Here is a 19,524-nt window from a genome sequence, read left to right on the forward strand (position 1 = left end):
GTTGGGTAAGTTAACTGACCGACCAACATTACGCTGGATATTTCAGAACTTTCAAGGGATTCATCTCCTACGTATTCAAGACAATCAAAAGATTAGCAACTTAACGGATGAGAGGCGCAACATTTTGAGATTTTTTCCCAAACCTTGCCAGGAATATTATCTCTTATCTTGACCAGATGGATTGACTTCCAGGGGTGACAAAACAAAGCGAGCAACTGGAACATCTCCCCCTAGATGTTAAGTCTGATTGCCCAGTCATTCTCAACAAGCACTGTTTATTGAGAATGACCGGGGGAACCCTGAAATTTTCGGCTTAGTTGGTGGCAGCTTGCCGCCAACTCACTCCTCTAGATAAGTATTTTGACTCACGCCCCTTCCTCTTTTGAGACGTTGTGACACTTAGGGTGCGGAATGTGGGATCTAATGTTCAAAATTCGTGCGTTACGCTGACGCTAACACACCCTACTGGATTGTTTCAGTGCGATGCCGAAGGCACTGCATAGCAGTACGCTATCGCTGTAGGGTGCGTTCCTTAATGCAAGTCCTACTGCTCCACCAATAGATTTTGGGGAACGCACCCTGCACATTGATTGAAGCTGTGAGTCTAAGTGGGATGACGAAGGCACTGCCTAGCAGTACGCCGATCTGGTCGCGCAAGGGGCGGACTATAATGAACGGTGAACCTGATTGGTCAGAAAAAATTGACCAATATTTGTCTGGTGAAACCATTGACCATTAAGTGGATTCTAAGGAGCTAAGGGAATGACCTGGACGGCAAACCAACAAGCGAAAATTATCCGTACAGAGCGTGGGCTAACGATTGCTGGCACACGCACTAGCCTCTATGATGTGATCGATCTCCTAAAAGCTGATTATCCTGCTAAACTGATTCGCGACACATTTAACCTCACGGACGCGCAAATTGACGCAGCTTTGTCCTACATTACGGCAAACCAAGCTCAGGTCGAGGTTGAATATCAAGAGGTTCTTCAAAATAGAGAAGAAATTCGTCAGTACTGGGAAGATCGTAACCGCGAACGCTTTGCTCGAATTGCAGCAATGCCACATAAACCAGGGCAAGAAGCGTTTTGGGCAAAGCTTGAGGAGCAGAGAGCGAGACGTGCCGCACAAAAACAATGACTTTCTTAGTTGACTACAACCTCGACGGTTATGCGCTGATTTTTCTTGGTATATTGGCAAAACGTGGTTGGCTTGAGTTTCAGTCTGTCCAATTTGTCACCTTTAGAGAGGTTGGATTGTCGATGGAAAGTAGCGATCGCGTAGTCTGGCGCTATGCTCAAGAACAGGAGATGATGATTCTTACTGCTAACCGAAATATGAAGGGTGATGATTCCCTTGAGCAGGTTATGCGAGAAGAGAACACAGAGAACTCGTTTCCAGTGTTGACGATGGGAAATCTCGATCGTTTGAGTGAAGCTGAGTATAGAGAGCGCTGCGCTGAACGACTGATCGAAATTGCTGTAGATCTTGATAATTACAAGGGGGTTGGTCGGTTATTCATTCCATGATATTGTCGGCTACGCTTGAAAATTAAGGCGATCGCAGTCTTATCGGTGAGATGCACGGCATAACTTAGCCGTTATGCGGCAAGTTTCTGAATAGATCGCAATCGCTGTAGGGTGCGTTCCCTAATGCAGGATTTTTGAGAACGCACCATGCACATTGATTGAAGCTGTCAGTCTAAGTGCGATGCCGAAGGCACTGCATAGCAGTACGCCGATCTGGTAGGGTGCGTTAATGAAATGTAACGCACCTTATCTAATGTTCAAAATCCGTGCGTTACGCTGACGCTAACACACCCTACTGGACTGTCTCAGTGCGATAATGCAAGTCCTACTGCTCCACCAATAGATTTTGGGGAACGCACCATGCACATTGATGGAAGTCGTTAGACCGCTTCAATTTTAGGGTAATAGTTGCTAAAGTCCGCTAACTTCACCAGTGAACCCACCTAGGGAGAGGTTTTTGATCGCTAAAAAATTCTTTCCTCTCCATAAAAACGATAAAATCTCTATTCTGCAAGCATAAAGAGGCTTCAGGCAAATTTAAAGGCACATTTAAGCCGTATAAATCGAATATTTCCAGTTTTTTCAGCTAATCAAGCCATTAATGGCTTGATTTCTTTGCATCTAACCCAAACAGTATAATTTTTTCTTCGATGTATTGAAATTGTTTTTTATTTCATATAAAATACAATCTCAGAGAAAATACCTAGCAATCTCCCATAAATAAACAAAGGAGCCGATGACATCGTGATCCCTGATCCTAGATCCCCAAAACCGAAAACCCTCTTACCTTTTATTTCTCTAGCTACGGCTGCCGTCGTCACAACGGGAATCGGACTAACTTTTAGTCCCCTATCAGCATCGAGTAAGCTGCTGGCAGCTGCGGATAAAGAGCAAGCTAAACAACAAACCGTGGAAATCACCCTGGTTTCCTACGCGGTGACTCAATCGGCCTACTCGAAAATCATCCCTCTATTCGTCAACAAATGGAAAAGAGAGAAAAAACAGGATGTAGTGATTAAACAGAGTTATGGCGGCTCTGGTTCCCAAACCCGCGCTGTTATCGACGGATTAGATGCAGATGTGGTAAATTTGGCCATCGGTTCCGATGTGGAACGCTTGCAAAAAGCGGGTTTAGTTAACCCCGGTTGGCAGAAAGAACTCCCCAATAACGCCATCGCCACTCGTTCCGTGGTAGCCTTAGTTACTCGTCAGGGCAATCCCAAAGGAATCCGCAACTGGCCAGATCTAGCCAAATCGGGGATTAAAGTCATCACTGCCAACCCGAAAACCTCTGGGGTGGCCCGGTGGAATTTTCTGGCCCTGTGGGGATCGGTAACTCGGACCGGCGGCAATGAAGCACAAGCGACCAATTTCGTCCGCAATGTCTATAAAAACGTGCCTGTACTACCCAAAGATGCCCGGGAAGCCAGCGATGTCTTCTTTAAACAGGATCAGGGGGATGTGCTGCTTAACTACGAAAACGAAGTGATTCTGGCCCGTCAAAAAGGAGAAACCGGTTTTTCCTATACTATTCCTCCAGTCAATGTTTCGATCGATCCGCCCGTGGCCGTAGTGGATAAAATAGTCGATAAACGCAAAACCCGGGAAGTAGCGACAGCTTTTGCCCAATTTCTCTTTACTCCGGAAGCGCAGCGGGAATTCGCCAAGGTGGGTTTCCGTCCCGTTAATGCTAATGTGGCTAAAGAGTTTAGTAAACAATATCCAAAAGTGTCGAATCTGTTCCCCTATACGGCGGTTGGTAGTTGGGATGCGATCCAGAAAAAATTCTTCGCTGATGGGGCGATTTTTGACCAAATTCAGCGTTAATTAGTAGTAGGCCGTCAGCCGTTAGCTAAGTAAGTGGTTCTGATTAATTGATCCCCCCTTAATCCCCCCTTAATAAGGGGGGTATCTGACAATTTTCAACACCTACTTACTTAGATAGAGCTTGCTGAATAAATCTAAAAACCTTGTTGGATAAGGCTTTTAGACTTTTTTGACCTCAAAAAGTGCCGACCATTGGAGGGATCGGGGGTAAAATTTAGGGATTTTTTCCCTGAAAATTAGGTAACTGACTACCTCAAAATCGGTAAAACCCTACACCCCACACCCCACACCCCACACCCTGCCCCCACCAACAAACTTTTTCAGCAAACCCTAGATAGCTGATGGCAAAAAAACAAAACTAATAGTTAGTAACTAAAAAAAGATGTATCTACTTGACAAAATCAAAAACGGAAGCCTGGTATTGATTGGTTACTTATTATCGCCCCTATGTTGGTGGAATGATCTAATTTTTAATCTGCCGATCGCCTACGGTTTCGGTCGTTTAATTGCTTGCTTACACGCCGATTTTTTTCTACCCGCAGCCGTGGTTGGTTATTGGTTATCTAATCTTGTGGGAATCCTACTGATGCAATTCGGGACGAAAGAATTAATCGGTGGAGAGAAAGAAGAACGCAATTGGTCAAAAGAATTAAGAAATGGATTACTTTCCTCGACTGCCTATACATTAGTTATTCTGGTCTTGCTCCATTTTCAGGTATTAGAAATGCCCCTGTTATCCTCGATCGCTACTTTTTCCCCGTGATTCCCAAAACTTACTTAAACAATAGCTTAATTTTCTTAGCCATCTTGTTAACATCCCTAACTTTTACGGATTTAGCGATCGCTATTGATCGGCATCCCCAAGGATTTGCGTGGGAAAAATCCCTGATGCTATCTATTCATCAAACCGCTAATTTAAACCTAAACTTTTTGGCGATAAAACTAACGGGATTAGGTACTTATTGGGGAGTGGCTCCGATACTAACAATTTCACTGCTGATTTTTGCCCTAAAAAAATACTGGTATGGGTTCGCTTATCTCCTTGTAAATATGGCGGGAGGTTGGGCAATTAGTTATAATCTTAAGATTCTTTTTCATCGAAATCGCCCGCAATTTTGGCCGTTATTTTATCCCTTACCCGATGATTTTGCCTTCCCTAGCGGTCATGCTTTATTTAGTTCCCTGTTAGTGGTTTCTTTACTGATTTTATCTTGGAGAACGCGCTGGTTTTTCGGGGTAGTTTTACTGGGGATTCCCTTGGTTTTGGTTATTGCTTGGACTCGTCTTTATTTAGGAGTTCACTTTCCTAGTGATATCCTTGCCTCTTGGCTTTTAGCGATCGCTTGGTCGCTCCTAGTGCATATCTGGTGGCAACAGTTATTAAAGACACCCAAGGCGATCAACACCCAAGAAGAAATTAATAATTAATCGGCCTACTTGCTGCAAAAAAAATATCACGTTATACCTAAATTTTTGGAGAAAGCTAATCAAAGCCCTATAGTAATTATCGTTTGATACTCGTCGCTGACACTGAATCATGAAACCAAAACTGCGTCAAGGGAAGGGTCTATCCCTGGGACGGTTTCAAAGCCGTCCCCTTGCTTTTTTCACTTTAGTTCTCCTCTGCATTTTAACCTTTACCTTAGCCCCGTCATCGCCCCTGATGGCCACGTCTAAATCTGAGACTAAGATAGACTTTGTATCGCCGGTTTGGGTAGCACAAAATCTCAACGATCCGAAGTTAAAAATTCTCGATGTGCGGATTAACCCTTTGGAATATATCACCGGTCATTTACCGAAAGCGGTGAATATAGCCGACAATAATTTTCGTGGTCCAAACGGATTTTTGCCGGTTCAATATTGGCAAGAGGATAAAATTGGCAGTCTCTTTGCCGCCGCGGGAATCACTAATGGCGATCGAGTGCTGGTATATTCCGATGGTCGCGATGTCTTGGGGGCAACCATGGTCGCCTATTTACTAGAGCGATCGGGTTTCCGAGATGTGGCGGTCTTAGATGGCGGGTTTAAGGGTTATAAGGGTTCTGAACAGAAGGTAACGAAAGAATTCCCTAAATATCAACCCGGGAGCTTTACTGTCCGTGATAATCCCTCGATTCGGGTAAATTTAGCAGAAGTAGAGAAATTGATCGGCAAACCCGATGTGGTTTTTATCGATCCTAGACCGGAAGAACTTTTTCAGGGGAAACAGGATATCTGGCTGAGAAATGGTCATCGAAAATTTTGGGTCTGAAACCCCGTCGTTCTACGACGGCTTTACTGTTAAATATTAGCGCATTTACACGATATATGCTAGAATGTGAGATATGGAGAAAGCCTATTCGTTTCGATTTTACCCAACACCAGAACAAGAGTCGCTATTGCGGCGCACATTGGGCTGTGTAAGATTAGTTTACAATAAGGCACTCCATCTCAGAACACAAGCTTGGTATGAAAGACAAGAAAGAGTAGGATATGCTGAAACTTCTTCAATGTTGACCGATTGGAAAAAACAAGAAGAATTAGACTTTTTAAACGAAGTAAGCTGTGTTCCTTTGCAACAAGGGTTAAGACATTTACAAACAGCTTTTACTAACTTCTTTGCTGGTCGTACTAAGTATCCTAACTTTAAGAAAAAACATCAGGGAGGAAGTGCCGAATTTACTAAGTCTGCTTTTAAAATTAAAGACAAACAAATCTATTTAGCCAAATGCACAGAACCTTTACCTATTCGATGGTCAAGACAAATCCCAGAAAGCTGTGAACCAAGCACAGTAACAGTCAGATTACATCCTTCTGGACGTTGGCATATTTCAATAAGATTTGATGACCCAACAATCCAGCCATTACCCCCAACCGATAAAGCCATCGGAATTGACTTAGGAATTAGTAGCCTAGTAATTACCAGCAATGGCGATAAAGTATCTAATCCTAAGCATTTTAAGAAACATTATCAGAGGTTGCGAAAAGCACAAAAAAATCTTTCTAGAAAACAGAAAGGGTCAAAAAATCGGGAAAAAGCAAGAATCAAAGTAGCCAAGATTCACGCCCAAATTACTGATAACAGAAAAGACCATTTACACAAGCTAACCACTCAATTAGTTCGGGAAAACCAAACGATTGTGGTTGAGAATTTAGCCGTCAAGAATATGGTCAAAAACCCGAAATTATCTCAGGCAATATCTGATGTAAGCTGGGGAGAAATCACCCGACAATTAGCCTATAAATGCCGTTGGTATGGGAGAAACTACATCGAAATAGATAGATGGTTTCCTAGCTCTAAACGGTGCAGTAATTGCGGGTATATTGCTGAAAAAATGCCGTTAAATATTCGAGAGTGGGATTGTCCAGACTGTGGGACACACCATGACCGAGATGTTAACGCTAGTAAAAATATTTTGGCCGCAGGGCTTGCGGTGTCAGTCTGTAGAGCGACCATAAGACCAGAACAGAGTAAATCTGTTAAGGCAGGTGCGAAAAATCCTTCGGGAAAGAAGCAGAAACCCAAATCGTGAGGTTTGGGAATCACCGTCCGTTTACGGCGGCGAGGATGTCAATCCACAATACCCTCGATTTAGCTTCCGGTGATGCTATCCCCATGGCCTTGACGGCAGCGGCGATCAATGGTTAAAAATAAACAGATGCTGGATCCCCATCCAACATCCGCGTTCTAACTCTGCACACATTTTGCTAAGTCCTCATGATAAGTTAAAAAACGCTTCCTTTTTGGGGGCGTTTTTATTTATTCGATTGAAAAAACCGATGACAATCATTACTAAAGCTGATAAGAAAGTGGGAAGTGGGGTGTAGGGTGTAGGGTGTGGGGTGTGGGGTGTAGGGTGTGGGGTGTGGGGTGTGGGGTGTGGGGAGAATAAAGCTGCCTATTGCCTATTGCCTATTGCCTATTGCCTATTGCCTATTGCCTATTGCCTATTGCCTATTGCCTATTGCCTATTGCCTCCTGACTGACTCCTGACTGACTCCTGATAACTGATAACTGATAACTGATAACTGATGAAAAGATTAGCTTGGTTCGATCGCTTAGTGTTGGCGACTATTTTGGCCTTAATTGCCGGGATATCGTCGATTTTGATCCAGGGAAATCAAGTTCCTACCCGAGGGGAGAATTTTAGCTGGCAAGGACGAAAAATCGGCGTTAGGGACAATTATTTTACTTTAAGTTTTAATCGGCCGATTGACCGTTCAGACATAGAAACCAGCTTGGTGATCAATCCTCCCTTACCGGGTAAAATTAGCTGGGCCGGAGATCGCTTGACCTATACTTTGACAGAATTGCCCATCTACGGCAAAAAATATCAAGTAAAGTTACCTATTGCTCAAGGTGAGGACTTTATCGGCGAATTTTACAGCCACGATCGAGCTTTTGCCTATATTGGGGTCAACCAAGAGGAAAGAGGCCGTTTAATCGTCTGTAATATCATTCAGGGGCCAAATAACGTCACAGAACTGAAAAAAACCATCCTTACCCCTGGGGATCTGGTGGTCACGGATTTTCAAATCTATCCGAGGGGGGATAGAATTTTATTCTCGGCCTTCGATGGCTCTGACTTAGGACGAGACACCCCGAAACAGCAACTTTACACGATTACCACGGGTTTAAATCATGACGAACATGGTCAAAATTTGCCCAGTGGTCGTATAGAAAGGTTTTTAGATGGGAAAACTTATCAAAATCTGCGCTTTGATCTCTCAGATAACGGCAAAACCCTAATCGTGCAGAGAATTAATCATGGGAATCCGGGGGATGCCAGTTTATGGGTAATCAGGGATGATGGACAATCGCGACCGTTAGGAATGCAAGGGGATAATTTTTTACTATCTCCCGACGGTAAAAAAGCGGTTGTCAGTCAAACGGGAGGGGTAGCGGTGATTCCTTTGGATGTCCAAGGGGGAAAACCGCAATTTTTGCCTACCTACGAGAAAATCCTCGCTTTTTCCCGGGATGGTCGCCAAAAACTCATGGTGAAATCAGAACCGGATAATCAGCGATCGCTATTTCTGCTCGACGATCGGGGAGAGTCAAGACTACTATTAAGAACAGCTAATCCGATTATTAGCTGTCAATTTGAACCGCGACAGGAAAAAACCCTTTACTGTCTGAAAAGCGATCTGGTTATGGGCAGCGATGGCAAAGTGAAAGAAGAACCTTTTTTAGGGATTATTGAGCTAAAAACGGGTAAAATGACACCCCTGCTGGCTTTACCTAATTATCGTGACGTGCAGATGAGTATGTCTCCCGATGGCGTGGCCTTATTATTTGATCAGTTAGCAACCACACCCTTTGGAGTCAGAAATGATTTAGTCACCGGGGAGGGGTCGAGCATTGCCGATGGTCGTCTCTGGTTATTACCGCTTCCTGATCAGTTCAGTCCCAATAGCAGCACGAAAATTTTACCTCAAGAACTCAACGCCGGTTTTAAACCCCGTTGGCTGCCCTAATACGGCAGAATTAAGGAGTTAGGAGTCAGTCCCGATGAAAAAATTTTCACCCCCACAGATGAAAGAGGTTTCCTTCCCCACACCCCACACCCTACACCCTACACCCTCTTTCAAGTCAGGAGACAGGAGAGAAATCGTTACCTAATCAGGTGACTCGGAGAATACTGACTCCCGAAAACGAAAACCTCATACCTCACCATTAAGATAAGTGCTATATGCTACTTCAGCGATTTGCTTTTTTATTGCGTCCTAGTGGCGATATCGAGATCGAGCGGGGGATTCGGACTTTATTAGCGATCACAGTGCCGATTATTATCGGTGATATTTTAGATCGGTCAGAAGTGGGGTTAATGGTCGGTTTAGCGGCTCAAACCTTGATTTTAGCTGATGTGGGGGGACTTTACTGCCTGAGAGCGAAAACCCTAGTCGCTACGACTATCGGGATGGCTCTAGCTTTGATTATCGGCACATTAGCCAGTGCTTGGCTAGGATTGACCGTAGTGATAGTTTTTTGTGGGTTGTTTCTAGCGGGTTATTTGACGGTTTACGGGGAAAATGGGGCGTTAGCTGGGGTAGTAATCAGTTTATTGCTGCTTTTGGCCGTTTCTTTGCCATCGGGAGATATGGTCGTCGCTTTACAACGGGCCGGAATCGCTGTGTTGGGAGGGGGATGGACAATTTTTTTAGCCCTGTTTATCTGGCCTTTTCGCCCTAATCAGCCTTTACGTCAGGTAACGGCGGAAAATTTTCAGGGTATCGCCACCTATCTCCGCTCTTTGCCCTTAAACTCTCGTTCTAATGCTCATGAGGAGCCATATTTTGACAAAATCCGCCAGCTGTTGCTACGTTCGAGGAAAACTGTCACCTTGACGCGTCGGGGACGTTGGGGAAAGAATGAGCTGCGGGAATTGTTAATCGTCTTGATTGAAGATAGCGATCGCATTAATACCAGCTTAATTGCGCTGCGAGAATTGCTTCATCTTCATCCCTTGCCACAACTGACCACGGTGGGTATTTTATTAGAAGATATTCTCGTGCAAGTGGCGGAAATTAGCGAAGATATTGCTGGGTTAATTTTGGGTAGAAATAAACAACCGGATTGTGAGCGCTTGCAGCTATTACTCAAGGCGATCGAGCAACAAAAAAACCTGCAAGCTAAAGTTTTAGAAAATGCTCAGGACGATTATAGCAGTTATGTGGCAATTTCCCAATTAAATAATCGTTTAAAAAAATTATTTAAACAGCTAAAAATAGCCAGTGAAACAGCGCAACATTTGCGGCAAAGCGAGGAATTTTCAGATAAAAAGAATCCCTGGCAGCGGAACTTTGAAGGGATAGAAAAAGAGTACGGTCAAGAAAAAGCTTGGTGGGAACCATTAAAATCTAATTTTAATCTAGAATCGCCCCTATTTCGTCATGGTTTACGCTTGGGTTTGGGAAGTGCGCTAGGAGTTTTGATTTACAACAAGCTAGGAATTACCCATAGTTTTTGGATTGGTTTAACCTTAGTTATTGTGTTAAAACCAGATTTTAGCTTGACTTTTCAACGCTTTTTAAATCGGGTGTTTGGCACGATTTTAGGCTCGTTTTTTGTTTTGGCACTGTTGCGAATTATAGATAATCCGCTCTGGTTAGAAGTTATTGGGGTTATTTCTATAGCGATCGCTTTAACTTTGGTGCGATTTCACTATAGTTTAGCCGTATTTTTTATCACAATTTTTGCTTTAATTATCAGTCGTCTCGATACCAGCAATGACGGGATTAATTTAGAGTATATCAGAATAGTTTATACTTTAATCGGTAGTGCTTTAGCTTTTGCACTTTCCTTCGGTTTTTTACGGTTTAATGAAGATGAACGTTTTTCCCTCGCTGCCATTAAAGCATTAGAAGCTAATCAAGTATTTTTTCAGTCAGTTATGGCAGTTTATTTAGGAGAATCATCCTATCAAACTGCAAGTTTATCTTCCCATCGCAATAAAGCTCGACGAGCAAATACAACTATGCAAACGGCCCTACAAAGATTAATTGATGATCCTAGCACACCCTTTCCACAAATGGAACCGGCAATCACTTTAAGTAATTATATTCCTCGTTTTGGTCGCGGGGTGACAGTTTTATTGACGGAATTGGAACAATATCGCGGTAGTCCTCCCCATCCTAATCTGAGTCTGTTCACGCAACAAATAACCCAAGCTTTGACGCAATTAACCCAAGCTTTGCAAGCAAATAATCCTCCTTCTCCCTTACCTCCCCTCGAAGATACTTTAGAAAATATCCTCGATCATTTGCAAGAATTGCGAGAGGAAAGGTTAGTAGAAATTGCCCATCAAAAAGAGGGAACTAATCTCCATAAATATTTAGGGGATTATAATATTGTCACCACGGAACTTGTGGAATTATCCAGTCGTGTGGGGGTAATGAACACAGCAATCGATCGTTTTATTAGAAGTTAAAATTTAGTTATTAAGTAGTTGGACAAAAGTAAAGTTAACTGTGGGGTAAGGAGTCAGTAGCCGGTCGTCAGGAGTCGGTCGTCAGTAAGAATTGCGGCAATTTACATTTCTTAAGATAGACAACAGAATTTATGTCCGACTACTTACAACAAAATTTTTGTAAATCTACTGAGTTGGTATTTTTAAAGGGAAACTATCTTCTAAAATTGGTCATTATTTCCGATTTTATCACTCAATTCAAGCCTTTGGGTAGGGTTGATTCAAGGTAGGGTTGATTCATGAATCAACCCTACCCAAACCCTGGAGCGCATTAGCTTTTCGGTGAGATGCTTACACGCGATTGTTCATATTTTTGTACCAATTTAAGAGTCACTGATAATTGCTGATTGTCTGTATTTCTGCAAAGGTGAGAGGCAGCCATTTAGCAGTCAGGAGGAAAATCGATTAACTTCGATAATTTCCGTATATTCAAAATTATTAGGACTGCGTTTCACTAGAGAATAATCAACACCATGAAGATTAATTAAATCCTCTTGACAATCCGCTTTCGGAGAATTATAAACTAACACATATTCTTTACCAATATAGGGAGAAATCTCGGTTTCTACTTCTCCTCTCCATTGAGTTTTTGTCACTAAAACAATTAACTGATTGGCTAATTTAGGAATAGCGATCGCAACTTGCCGACGATAGATATGATCAAGACTACCAAAAGGGGAATCCATCACCAGAGGAAAAGTGCTGCTATCAATTCCCATCAAAGTATTTTTCTGACTCCATTCTCGCACTCGATCGATAATTCCCCCGATAAAAGATAAACTGAGAATCTGATTTTCTCCGGTAGAAGCTGCCACGGGAATGGCGAATCCTGTCGTATTTTCTAATAGTCTTACCTCGTAATCGGGACTAATACGGGGAATATAGGGAGTAAAAGAAATTGAGTTAAAGATTTCCTGTACCCGTTTTTCTAAGGACAAACGAAACTGATTTTCTAATCTCTGTCTTACCTCACTAATGCGATTAATTGCCTCTTGAGTCACTAAAATACGTCGTTGTCCTAAATTATATTTTTCCTCTTTTTGTTGCTGTTTTTGTACCTGTTTTTGCAGGGATTCTAACTCTTTTTCATAGATATCTAGTTGATTTTTATTGCTGCCCTGTTCCAAGCGTAAATCTTTTAGGGAATCCTCGATCGCATCTAAGCGAGATTGCAGATTTTTAATATCTTCATCGGGATAATGGCGAAATTTATCCCGCACTTCATCTAATTCTGATTCTACTAAAGATAATTCTAAGCGCCATTGGTGAATATTAGCTTGATAATTATCCACTTCTTGCCAAAAATCTAAGACTTTTTTATCCATTTCTTTGACTGTGGAAGATAAGCGAATGGCTGCTTCTTCTACATCGGCCATTCCTGCTTTATTCATCCAATCTTGTACCTGTAAATAAGCTTGGCTATTTTCCTGTAATTCCTGACCACAAATACATTTTTTCCGCTCTAATAATTGTTGGACAAATTGCTGTTTAATACCACTGGGTAATTCCCCTTGTTGTCGTAGGTGATCGATTAATTGCTGAAAATTTTGATTAATTTCTTTTAAAAAGACTTGATAAGCTTGCTGAGAAATTAATTTCTTTAATTTATCTTTAGTTCTGACTAAATCTTGCCGCAGATTTCTTTCCTGTTGTTCCAATTTTTCTTTTAACTGTTTTAATTCTTCGGCACCACTTAACTCTAATAAGCGATTAGTAACGGCTTTTTTTAATTCTTCTTGCTGGGATAACTGGCTAATAATATCTTGCTGACGCTGTTTTAATTTCTCGAAATCCTGCTCAATTTTACTTTCCTGTTTCAGTAACTTTTTTAAATCCGATTCCCCTAAATCTTTAAGCTCATCTTGTAAAGATTTTTTGGCTTTTTTTAAATGCTCGATCGCTCGATCTAATACTTTAACTCCCAATAATTCTTTTGTATCTTCGGCGATTTTACCTTGGCTACTACTGCGAAATTGATGATCGATATATTCCCCATCAAAAAAGAAATAACGATGTAAACTTTCTGGTAAGATTTGATTAATAATATCCTCTGGTGGTTGATTGGGTGTGTACCAATTACCATCATCACCAGCGTAGAGCATATATAAACTATTTGAACCGTATTTAATCTTACTATTTACATCTTGATAGGCGAAAAATTTTCGTTTTACCTGATAGCGTTTATTTTCATGTTCAAAGTTTACTTCTGCGGAACATTCTATGGAGGTTCCCGTGCTTACTTCGGTAATTGCCCGTTTATTAACTAATAACTCTGGTTCGGCAAAAGCTGCTGTAAATTTTTCATAAAGAACCCAGGTACAAGCATTTAAAATTGTTGTTTTTCCTGCCCCATTATTGCCATAAATTACCGTTGTATTGCGAGAACTTGCCGCTAAATGTATCTCGGGAGTCTTACCATAAAATTGTCGAAAATTACATAACTTTATTGATAGTAGTTTCATATTTATATAGAGGGGATGATGGGGAAGTTTTTTCAGTGAACAGTGAACAGTGAACAGTAAGAACAGTAAACAGTGAACCGATAACTGATAACTGATAACTAATTATTGAATTACTTCTTTAATAATCGTTAAAACATCATCATTGATATTGCGAGGATTGCGCTGGTATAACTTATCTCTTTCCAATTTTAAAACTCGATCGATGATTTTTCGCACATCTTCGGGAGCGTTTAAAATCGGTTCTTGGATATTTTGGAGATTATTATCAGAATTAGTCATAGGGCAGATTTTTTAATATTTACAGCCGCGGCATCTCCAACAAAATCCCTGCCGGGGTACGTTAATCTATTACTAACGCACCCTCAGCCTAGATTGTTTCTCTAGACGAAACTTAAATAGGGTAACTTTTGTGCGGTAGATTGAATTAGATCGAGATTTTGTAAAAGCTGTCCGCAGGTATCCCAATCACCTTCTATTAACATCTGTCGGGAACCTTCATTCATAGAGACGGTAGCGACAAAATCCCCCCATTCCACCGTCATGGTTGGCAAAGAAAGATCGACGGGAATTTCGGGATTAGCTGCAATTAAATCCTGTAAATGGGCGATAGTTTTAGCCTCAGCAGTGACACAGGGAACCCCATTAGCGATACAATTGCCAAAAAATATTTCGGCGAAACTTTCCCCGATAATTGCTTGAATTCCCCAACGTAAAATCGCTTGCGGTGCGTGTTCCCGAGAAGAGCCACAACCAAAATTACCATTAACTACCAAAATTTTCGCCCCTTGGTACTGGGGTAGATCGAAAGGATGACTCCCCTGTAAAGCGGCTCGATCATCGGCGAACACTTGTTCTCCTAAACCTTCAAAGGTGATACAACGCAAAAAACGAGCCGGAATAATGCGATCGGTGTCAATATCGTTGCCTCGCAAGGGTAAAGCTCGTCCGGAGATGGTTTTAACTTGACTCATGATCTTTTTCTAACTTTTACTAGCAGTGACAAAAAAAAGTGGTTGCATCTTGCCATACTCCCTGATCGGTGGCATTTTTCTCGATTTCTCGGCGATAATTGTTCACTAGAGTCGCAATTTCGGCAGCCGATAGGCGACCGAACCGCCTTTTTTTAACCATTGATACCATTTTGCCAGCACTTGCGGGATATCGGGGAAAAGTGCAATCGCCAGAGAACAGGTGATCAGATCGAAACTAGACTCGGCAAAGTCAATAGCAGCTATATCGGCGTTAATTAGGTCAATATTCTCGATATTTAATGCTTCTAGCTTTTTTTCGGCTCTGGCAATCATTTCCGGCGTGAAATCAACCCCGATGACACTTTTCACTTTTGGGGCAATTGCGACCGCTATAAATCCCGTTCCCGTTGCCACGTCTAGCACAGATTGGCTTTTTTGTACATAGAGATAATTTACTAATTTAAGGGCGCGAGCTTGCGTAAAATCGTTATCGTAATCGTGACGAAGGGCATAAAAATCAATTACTTGACGCTGATAATCGTTGCTCATCTTCTCTATTGCCCAATTATCGACAAAGACTGACCCAATTGACTTAAATTAAGAGCATGGCCGCCGGTAACTAGATAAACCGCGTCTGCTATTGTGCCAATTCTACGACAGAGATCGCCTAAACGATCGCGAAACAGACGACCGAGGGGATAAGCGGGAACCACACCCCAACCGGTTTCTTCCGCCACCAGAATAACATCAACCGCCGCGTTTTTGAGGGAATACAAGAATCGATCGCTAATTTCTAACCATTCAGCTGCCGACATTTCTAAACAATTGGCTACCCAAGTACCGAGGGAATCGATCAATAAACAGTGAGAAAATGGGCTATTATCAATAGTTTCGCTTAATTGTCGGGGAATTTCTTGGGTTTGCCATTGGGGGGAACGTCGCTGCCGGTGTCTTTCAATGCGATCGCACCATTCTTGATCTTTTTCATCCACCGAGGAGGTGGCGATATAAATAACGGGTTTTTGGCTGATTTTGGCTAAATATTCGGCCCATTCACTTTTCCCAGAACGGGCGGCCCCTGTAACTAGGATAATTTTTTTATCCACGATCGAGATTTTGGCAAATAACTAAAGTATATAGGGGAGAAAACTGTCCTATTCTGCATCATCCAAACGGTGAATATCATCATCTCCTAGATATTCGCCATTTTGCACCTCAATCATCACCAGAGGAATAGAACCGGGGTTTTCCACCCGATGACGGGTATTCATGGGAACGTATGTAGATTCTTTTTGTTTGAGGAGAGTTTCTTTTTCATCACAGATTACCCGCGCTGTGCCGGAGACGACAATCCAGTGTTCACTGCGATGGTAGTGCATTTGGGTACTCATCTGATGGCCGGGTTTAATGACAATGCGATTGATGCGATACCGGGGACCTTCCTCCAATACCGTCACTGTTCCCCAGGGGGGAGTCCGCGTCATTTCTATGTCTTGGGGATAAGGGGAGGGATCATTAATTAAGTCATCCATGGTGGTGGTCTCCAAACTTGATTAACATTCTAGTGGACGATAATCAGTAATCAGTAATCAGTGAACAGACAGGACTTTTACTGCCATTTAATACTGCTCACTTAATACTCTATCCTCCTACTGATAACTGATAACTGATCACTGATAACTGATTCAAGAGGGCAATTGTTTAAAATCAAAATTTGTCTCTTTTCCCTTGACAGATGGCTCGGTTTGTGCTAGGCGATTAGCCATTTGTACCAGATCCACCCCGGTAGCTTGACGCAATTGTTCGGCAAAAGCAGTCATTTTCGGGACAAGATTACCATCACCTCCGTCCACTACCGTCACCGTTTGCACCTGCACTTCTGGGACACTAGCGACCATTAATTTCAGCAATAACTCCAATTTTTGGTATAAAAAGATGTTTTTAGCGTTATTTCCCGCTCCTTGCCAAGAAGCCGCTAATTTTTTGGTTCCTTCCGCTTGCGCTTTCCCCTGTTCGATAATTTTGGCCGCTTCCCCCCGGGCTTTTGCGATCGCTTGTTGACATTCCGCGGCCGCAGGGGCGATCACATCTGCCTGTAATTGCTGTTTCACCTGCTTAATTCGGGCAGTTTGTACCGCCACTTCTGCCTGTGCTTTAGCTAAATCGGACATAACCACCGATTCTACCTCGGCAATCATGGCGCCGCGCTTAGTTTGAGTGTCGCGCACCCGTTTTTCTGCGTCAGCTTTGGCTATTTCTAAATCTTTTTGGATACGACGCAAAGCGGTTAGGCGTAGATTCTCGGAATCCTTGATAATCGATGTTTTTCGGGCTTTTGCTTCTGCTATCCGGGCATCTCTCTGTAATTCGGCTTTTTGCTTCCGTCCGATCGAATCGAGATAACGCACCTCATCGGAGATATTCTGGATCTGCAAACTATCCAAAACTAAACCCAATTTTTCTAGATCCTGTTCCGCTTCTTCCAAGAGACTTTTGGCAAAAGCGATCTGATCGGAGTTCGCTTGTTCTGGGGTTAAATTCGCCAAGACACCGCGCAAATTGCCCTCTAGGGTTTCTTTAGCCAATTGTTCGATTTCCTTGCGTTTCTTGCCCAATAAACGCTCGATCGCATTATAAATAATCGGTTCTTCCCCGGCAATTTTAATATTCGCCACCCCGGTGACGATTAACGGCACACCGCCCTTAGAATAGGCATTAACCACCCTGAGATCGATGATCATGTTGGTCAGGTCCATTCGATACACTTGTTCTAGCATAGGTAAACGAATACTGCTGCCCCCTTTTACCAAACGATAACCGATGGTTTTGCCCGTGGCCGTGGGACGACGACTGCCGGCAAAAATTAAGACTTCGCTCGGTTGACAGATATGGTAATAGTTACGGATGACTAATAAACCCGCACCTGTGCCTAAACCGAAAACTCCCAGTAAAACAGCGATAATTTCCATAGATTTTATTACGGTCGATGCTCGGATCAAATTAACTAAATTGTATCCATCAATTTCCAACTTTGACAGACGTTGAAGTCCAGTAGGGTGTAGGTAGGGTTTGCGGCAAAAAGTTTTTCGTGGGGGTAGGGTGTGGGGTGTGGGGTGTGGGGTGTGGGGTTTTACCGATTTTCAGGTGGTCAATTACCTAATTTTCAGGGAAAAAGTCCCAGAATTTTCCCCCCAATCACTCCAAAGGTCGGCACTTTTTGAGGGAAAACAAGTCTAAAAGTCTTATCCAACAAGGTTTTTAGATTTATTCAGCAAACCCTATTTACTCTTTATTTTTTTCCTTGAGATGAGTGATACTTTTCGAGAATTATTAAAAGCGATCGGTAGTGGCACCCATACGGGCAAAAATTTAACCCGTCCTGAAGCGGCGATGGCCACCAAGATGATGTTAACCCAAGAGGCAACCCCGGCCCAAATCGGTGCTTTTATGATTGCCCATCGCATTAAACGCCCCACCAGCGATGAATTAGCGGGAATGCTTGATGCCTACGCCGAGCTTGGCCCGCAAATAACCCTAGAATCAGCCTCTTTTCAGCATCCGATCACTATTTTTGGCAATCCCTACGATGGACGCTCTCGCACTGCCCCAGTTACTCCGATCACCACTTTAATCTTAGGGTTGGCGGGGGTTCCCGTAGTCCTGCACGGGGGCGATCGAATGCCGACTAAATACGGTATTTCCCTCAGAGAAATCTGGCAGCAATTAGGAGCAGATTTTAGTCAATTATCCTTAGCAGCAGTGAAAGACTGTTTAATCACCACAGGATTGACTTTTTTCTATATTCCGCGCCATTTTCCCCTAGTACAGAATTTTATTCCCTATCGGGAGCAAATCGGTAAACGTCCGCCCATGGCCACGGTAGAGTTAATGTGGTCGCCTTTTGTCGGTAATATTCATCAGATATCGGGTTTTGTTCATCCCCCCACCGAGGAGCGTTTTCGCGAAACTTTTGCCCTGAGAAATATCTCTCATTTCACCACTGTGAAAGGATTAGAGGGCAGTTGTGATTTAGCCTGTAATCGGACGGCGATTATTGGTCTGGGAAATCCCACCGATCCGCCTTCCTTTCAGCGATTTTTCCTAAATCCTCGCGATTATGGCTTCTGTCCCTCAGATTATCCCCTCGAATCTTTAGAGATGCTCACCGCTAAATTAAAGGGTTTATTAGCCGGAGAAAATAACGAATTAACCGATGCGGCAATTTTTAACGGTGGTTTTTATCTTTGGCGCTGTGGAATTGCCCCGGATATCCCCACCGGTTTCCAGCAAGCACAACAATGTTTACAGTCAGGAAAAGCCCTGGCTAAACTAGAACAAATCCGTAATTATCTGGAAAATCAGGAATAGATAGGAATAGGGCTGTAGGGGAAATTACCTAAAATGTCGGATGAATGCCCCCGCTACATTTTTCGACAAGATACTCACCTTTGCGGGGGATGAAATCCGACCAGAATACAAACTAACAGGCTACAAACTATCTGATGACCGACGTAAAATCAAGTTCACTGACGGTTTTAAAGCAGGAGAATTTGATTTATGGTGTAATCAAAAGACATTAGTTTATTATTCAGAGCAACAGATTAGACGGGTAAGAGTTGTTAGACGTGCTGACGGTTATTATTGCCAGTTTTTGATTGACGTAGAGCGGCAAGAATACCATAAACCAACGGGACAAATAACAGGAATTGACCTAGGGTTAAAGGAATTTTATACCGATGCTCAAGGCAATACTGTAGAGAATCCACGTTATTTAAGAAAGTCAGAA

16 protein-coding genes and 3 pseudogenes are annotated in these 19,524 nt (G+C 42.7%); 12 read left to right on the forward strand and 7 right to left on the reverse strand.

Annotated features, from left to right (window positions below; all coding sequences use genetic code 11):
- The 10 genes and pseudogenes from O9332_RS24950 to O9332_RS24995 all read left to right on the forward strand — a co-directional run.
- Positions 1 to 172: pseudogene (locus O9332_RS24950) on the forward strand (IS1634 family transposase); the annotation flags it as partial.
- Between the two features lie 590 nt (positions 173 to 762).
- The gene (locus O9332_RS24955) at positions 763 to 1,140 is read left to right on the forward strand and encodes a DUF433 domain-containing protein (protein ID WP_002762697.1); all 378 of its coding nucleotides are present in this window, start codon (positions 763 to 765) and stop codon (positions 1,138 to 1,140) included.
- Positions 1,137 to 1,529: a DUF5615 family PIN-like protein gene (locus O9332_RS24960; protein WP_002762696.1), complete on the forward strand. Its 393-nt coding sequence runs from the start codon at positions 1,137 to 1,139 to the stop codon at positions 1,527 to 1,529. The genes O9332_RS24955 and O9332_RS24960 overlap by 4 nt, the downstream gene beginning before the upstream one ends.
- A gap of 744 nt (positions 1,530 to 2,273) precedes the next feature.
- Positions 2,274 to 3,356, forward strand: coding sequence for a sulfate ABC transporter substrate-binding protein (locus tag O9332_RS24965; RefSeq protein ID WP_002762695.1), 1,083 nt, complete (start codon positions 2,274 to 2,276; stop codon positions 3,354 to 3,356).
- A 382-nt stretch (positions 3,357 to 3,738) separates the two neighbouring features.
- On the forward strand, positions 3,739 to 4,119 hold the full coding sequence (locus O9332_RS24970) for a DUF7980 family protein (protein ID WP_002762694.1): 381 nt from the start codon (positions 3,739 to 3,741) through the stop codon (positions 4,117 to 4,119).
- Complete coding sequence (locus O9332_RS24975; RefSeq protein WP_288027800.1) at positions 4,116 to 4,784, forward strand: phosphatase PAP2 family protein; 669 nt, start codon at positions 4,116 to 4,118, stop codon at positions 4,782 to 4,784. Before O9332_RS24970 ends, O9332_RS24975 begins: the two co-directional genes overlap by 4 nt.
- Positions 4,785 to 4,893: 109 nt before the next feature.
- A pseudogene (locus O9332_RS24980) lies at positions 4,894 to 5,589 on the forward strand (sulfurtransferase); the annotation flags it as partial.
- Positions 5,590 to 5,680: 91 nt separating this feature from the next.
- The gene (locus O9332_RS24985; protein ID WP_288027802.1) at positions 5,681 to 6,868 is read left to right on the forward strand and encodes an RNA-guided endonuclease InsQ/TnpB family protein; all 1,188 of its coding nucleotides are present in this window, start codon (positions 5,681 to 5,683) and stop codon (positions 6,866 to 6,868) included.
- 499 nt (positions 6,869 to 7,367) lie between these two features.
- Entirely contained in the window at positions 7,368 to 8,813 is a 1,446-nt protein-coding gene (locus tag O9332_RS24990) for an Ig-like domain-containing domain (RefSeq protein WP_288027804.1), read from the forward strand.
- 215 nt (positions 8,814 to 9,028) lie between these two features.
- Positions 9,029 to 11,266, forward strand: a complete 2,238-nt coding sequence (locus O9332_RS24995) for an FUSC family protein (RefSeq protein WP_002761204.1) — start codon at positions 9,029 to 9,031, stop codon at positions 11,264 to 11,266.
- A gap of 428 nt (positions 11,267 to 11,694) precedes the next feature.
- On the opposite strand, the gene O9332_RS25000 is transcribed toward O9332_RS24995, so the two are convergent.
- The 7 genes from O9332_RS25000 to O9332_RS25030 all read right to left on the reverse strand — a co-directional run bounded on the left by O9332_RS25000 (position 11,695) and on the right by O9332_RS25030 (position 17,707).
- A complete protein-coding gene (locus tag O9332_RS25000) occupies positions 11,695 to 13,767 on the reverse strand; it encodes an AAA family ATPase (protein WP_288027806.1) in 2,073 nt (690 codons plus the stop codon).
- Between the two features lie 102 nt (positions 13,768 to 13,869).
- On the reverse strand, positions 13,870 to 14,046 hold the full coding sequence (locus O9332_RS25005) for a hypothetical protein (protein WP_002740601.1): 177 nt from the start codon (positions 14,044 to 14,046) through the stop codon (positions 13,870 to 13,872).
- Positions 14,047 to 14,147: 101 nt separating this feature from the next.
- The gene (gene leuD, locus O9332_RS25010) at positions 14,148 to 14,738 is read right to left on the reverse strand and encodes a 3-isopropylmalate dehydratase small subunit (protein ID WP_002761195.1); all 591 of its coding nucleotides are present in this window, start codon (positions 14,736 to 14,738) and stop codon (positions 14,148 to 14,150) included.
- A gap of 105 nt (positions 14,739 to 14,843) precedes the next feature.
- Positions 14,844 to 15,287, reverse strand: a complete 444-nt coding sequence (locus O9332_RS25015; RefSeq protein WP_288027808.1) for a class I SAM-dependent methyltransferase — start codon at positions 15,285 to 15,287, stop codon at positions 14,844 to 14,846.
- A gap of 5 nt (positions 15,288 to 15,292) precedes the next feature.
- Positions 15,293 to 15,844, reverse strand: coding sequence for a bifunctional adenosylcobinamide kinase/adenosylcobinamide-phosphate guanylyltransferase (cobU, locus tag O9332_RS25020; RefSeq protein ID WP_002761189.1), 552 nt, complete (start codon positions 15,842 to 15,844; stop codon positions 15,293 to 15,295).
- Between the two features lie 48 nt (positions 15,845 to 15,892).
- Positions 15,893 to 16,270: a phosphomannose isomerase type II C-terminal cupin domain gene (locus tag O9332_RS25025; protein WP_002761188.1), complete on the reverse strand. Its 378-nt coding sequence runs from the start codon at positions 16,268 to 16,270 to the stop codon at positions 15,893 to 15,895.
- A gap of 153 nt (positions 16,271 to 16,423) precedes the next feature.
- Positions 16,424 to 17,707, reverse strand: coding sequence for a flotillin family protein (locus O9332_RS25030; RefSeq protein WP_288027811.1), 1,284 nt, complete (start codon positions 17,705 to 17,707; stop codon positions 16,424 to 16,426).
- Between the two features lie 337 nt (positions 17,708 to 18,044).
- Between O9332_RS25030 and O9332_RS25035 the strand changes: the two genes are divergently transcribed.
- On the forward strand, positions 18,045 to 19,106 hold the full coding sequence (locus O9332_RS25035; protein ID WP_002763557.1) for an anthranilate phosphoribosyltransferase family protein: 1,062 nt from the start codon (positions 18,045 to 18,047) through the stop codon (positions 19,104 to 19,106).
- Between the two features lie 103 nt (positions 19,107 to 19,209).
- Positions 19,210 to 19,524: pseudogene (locus O9332_RS25040) on the forward strand (RNA-guided endonuclease TnpB family protein); the annotation flags it as partial.

Source organism: Microcystis sp. LE19-10.1B (assembly GCF_027530565.1).
In the GTDB taxonomy this organism is placed as follows: Bacteria; Cyanobacteriota; Cyanobacteriia; order Cyanobacteriales; family Microcystaceae; genus Microcystis; species Microcystis aeruginosa.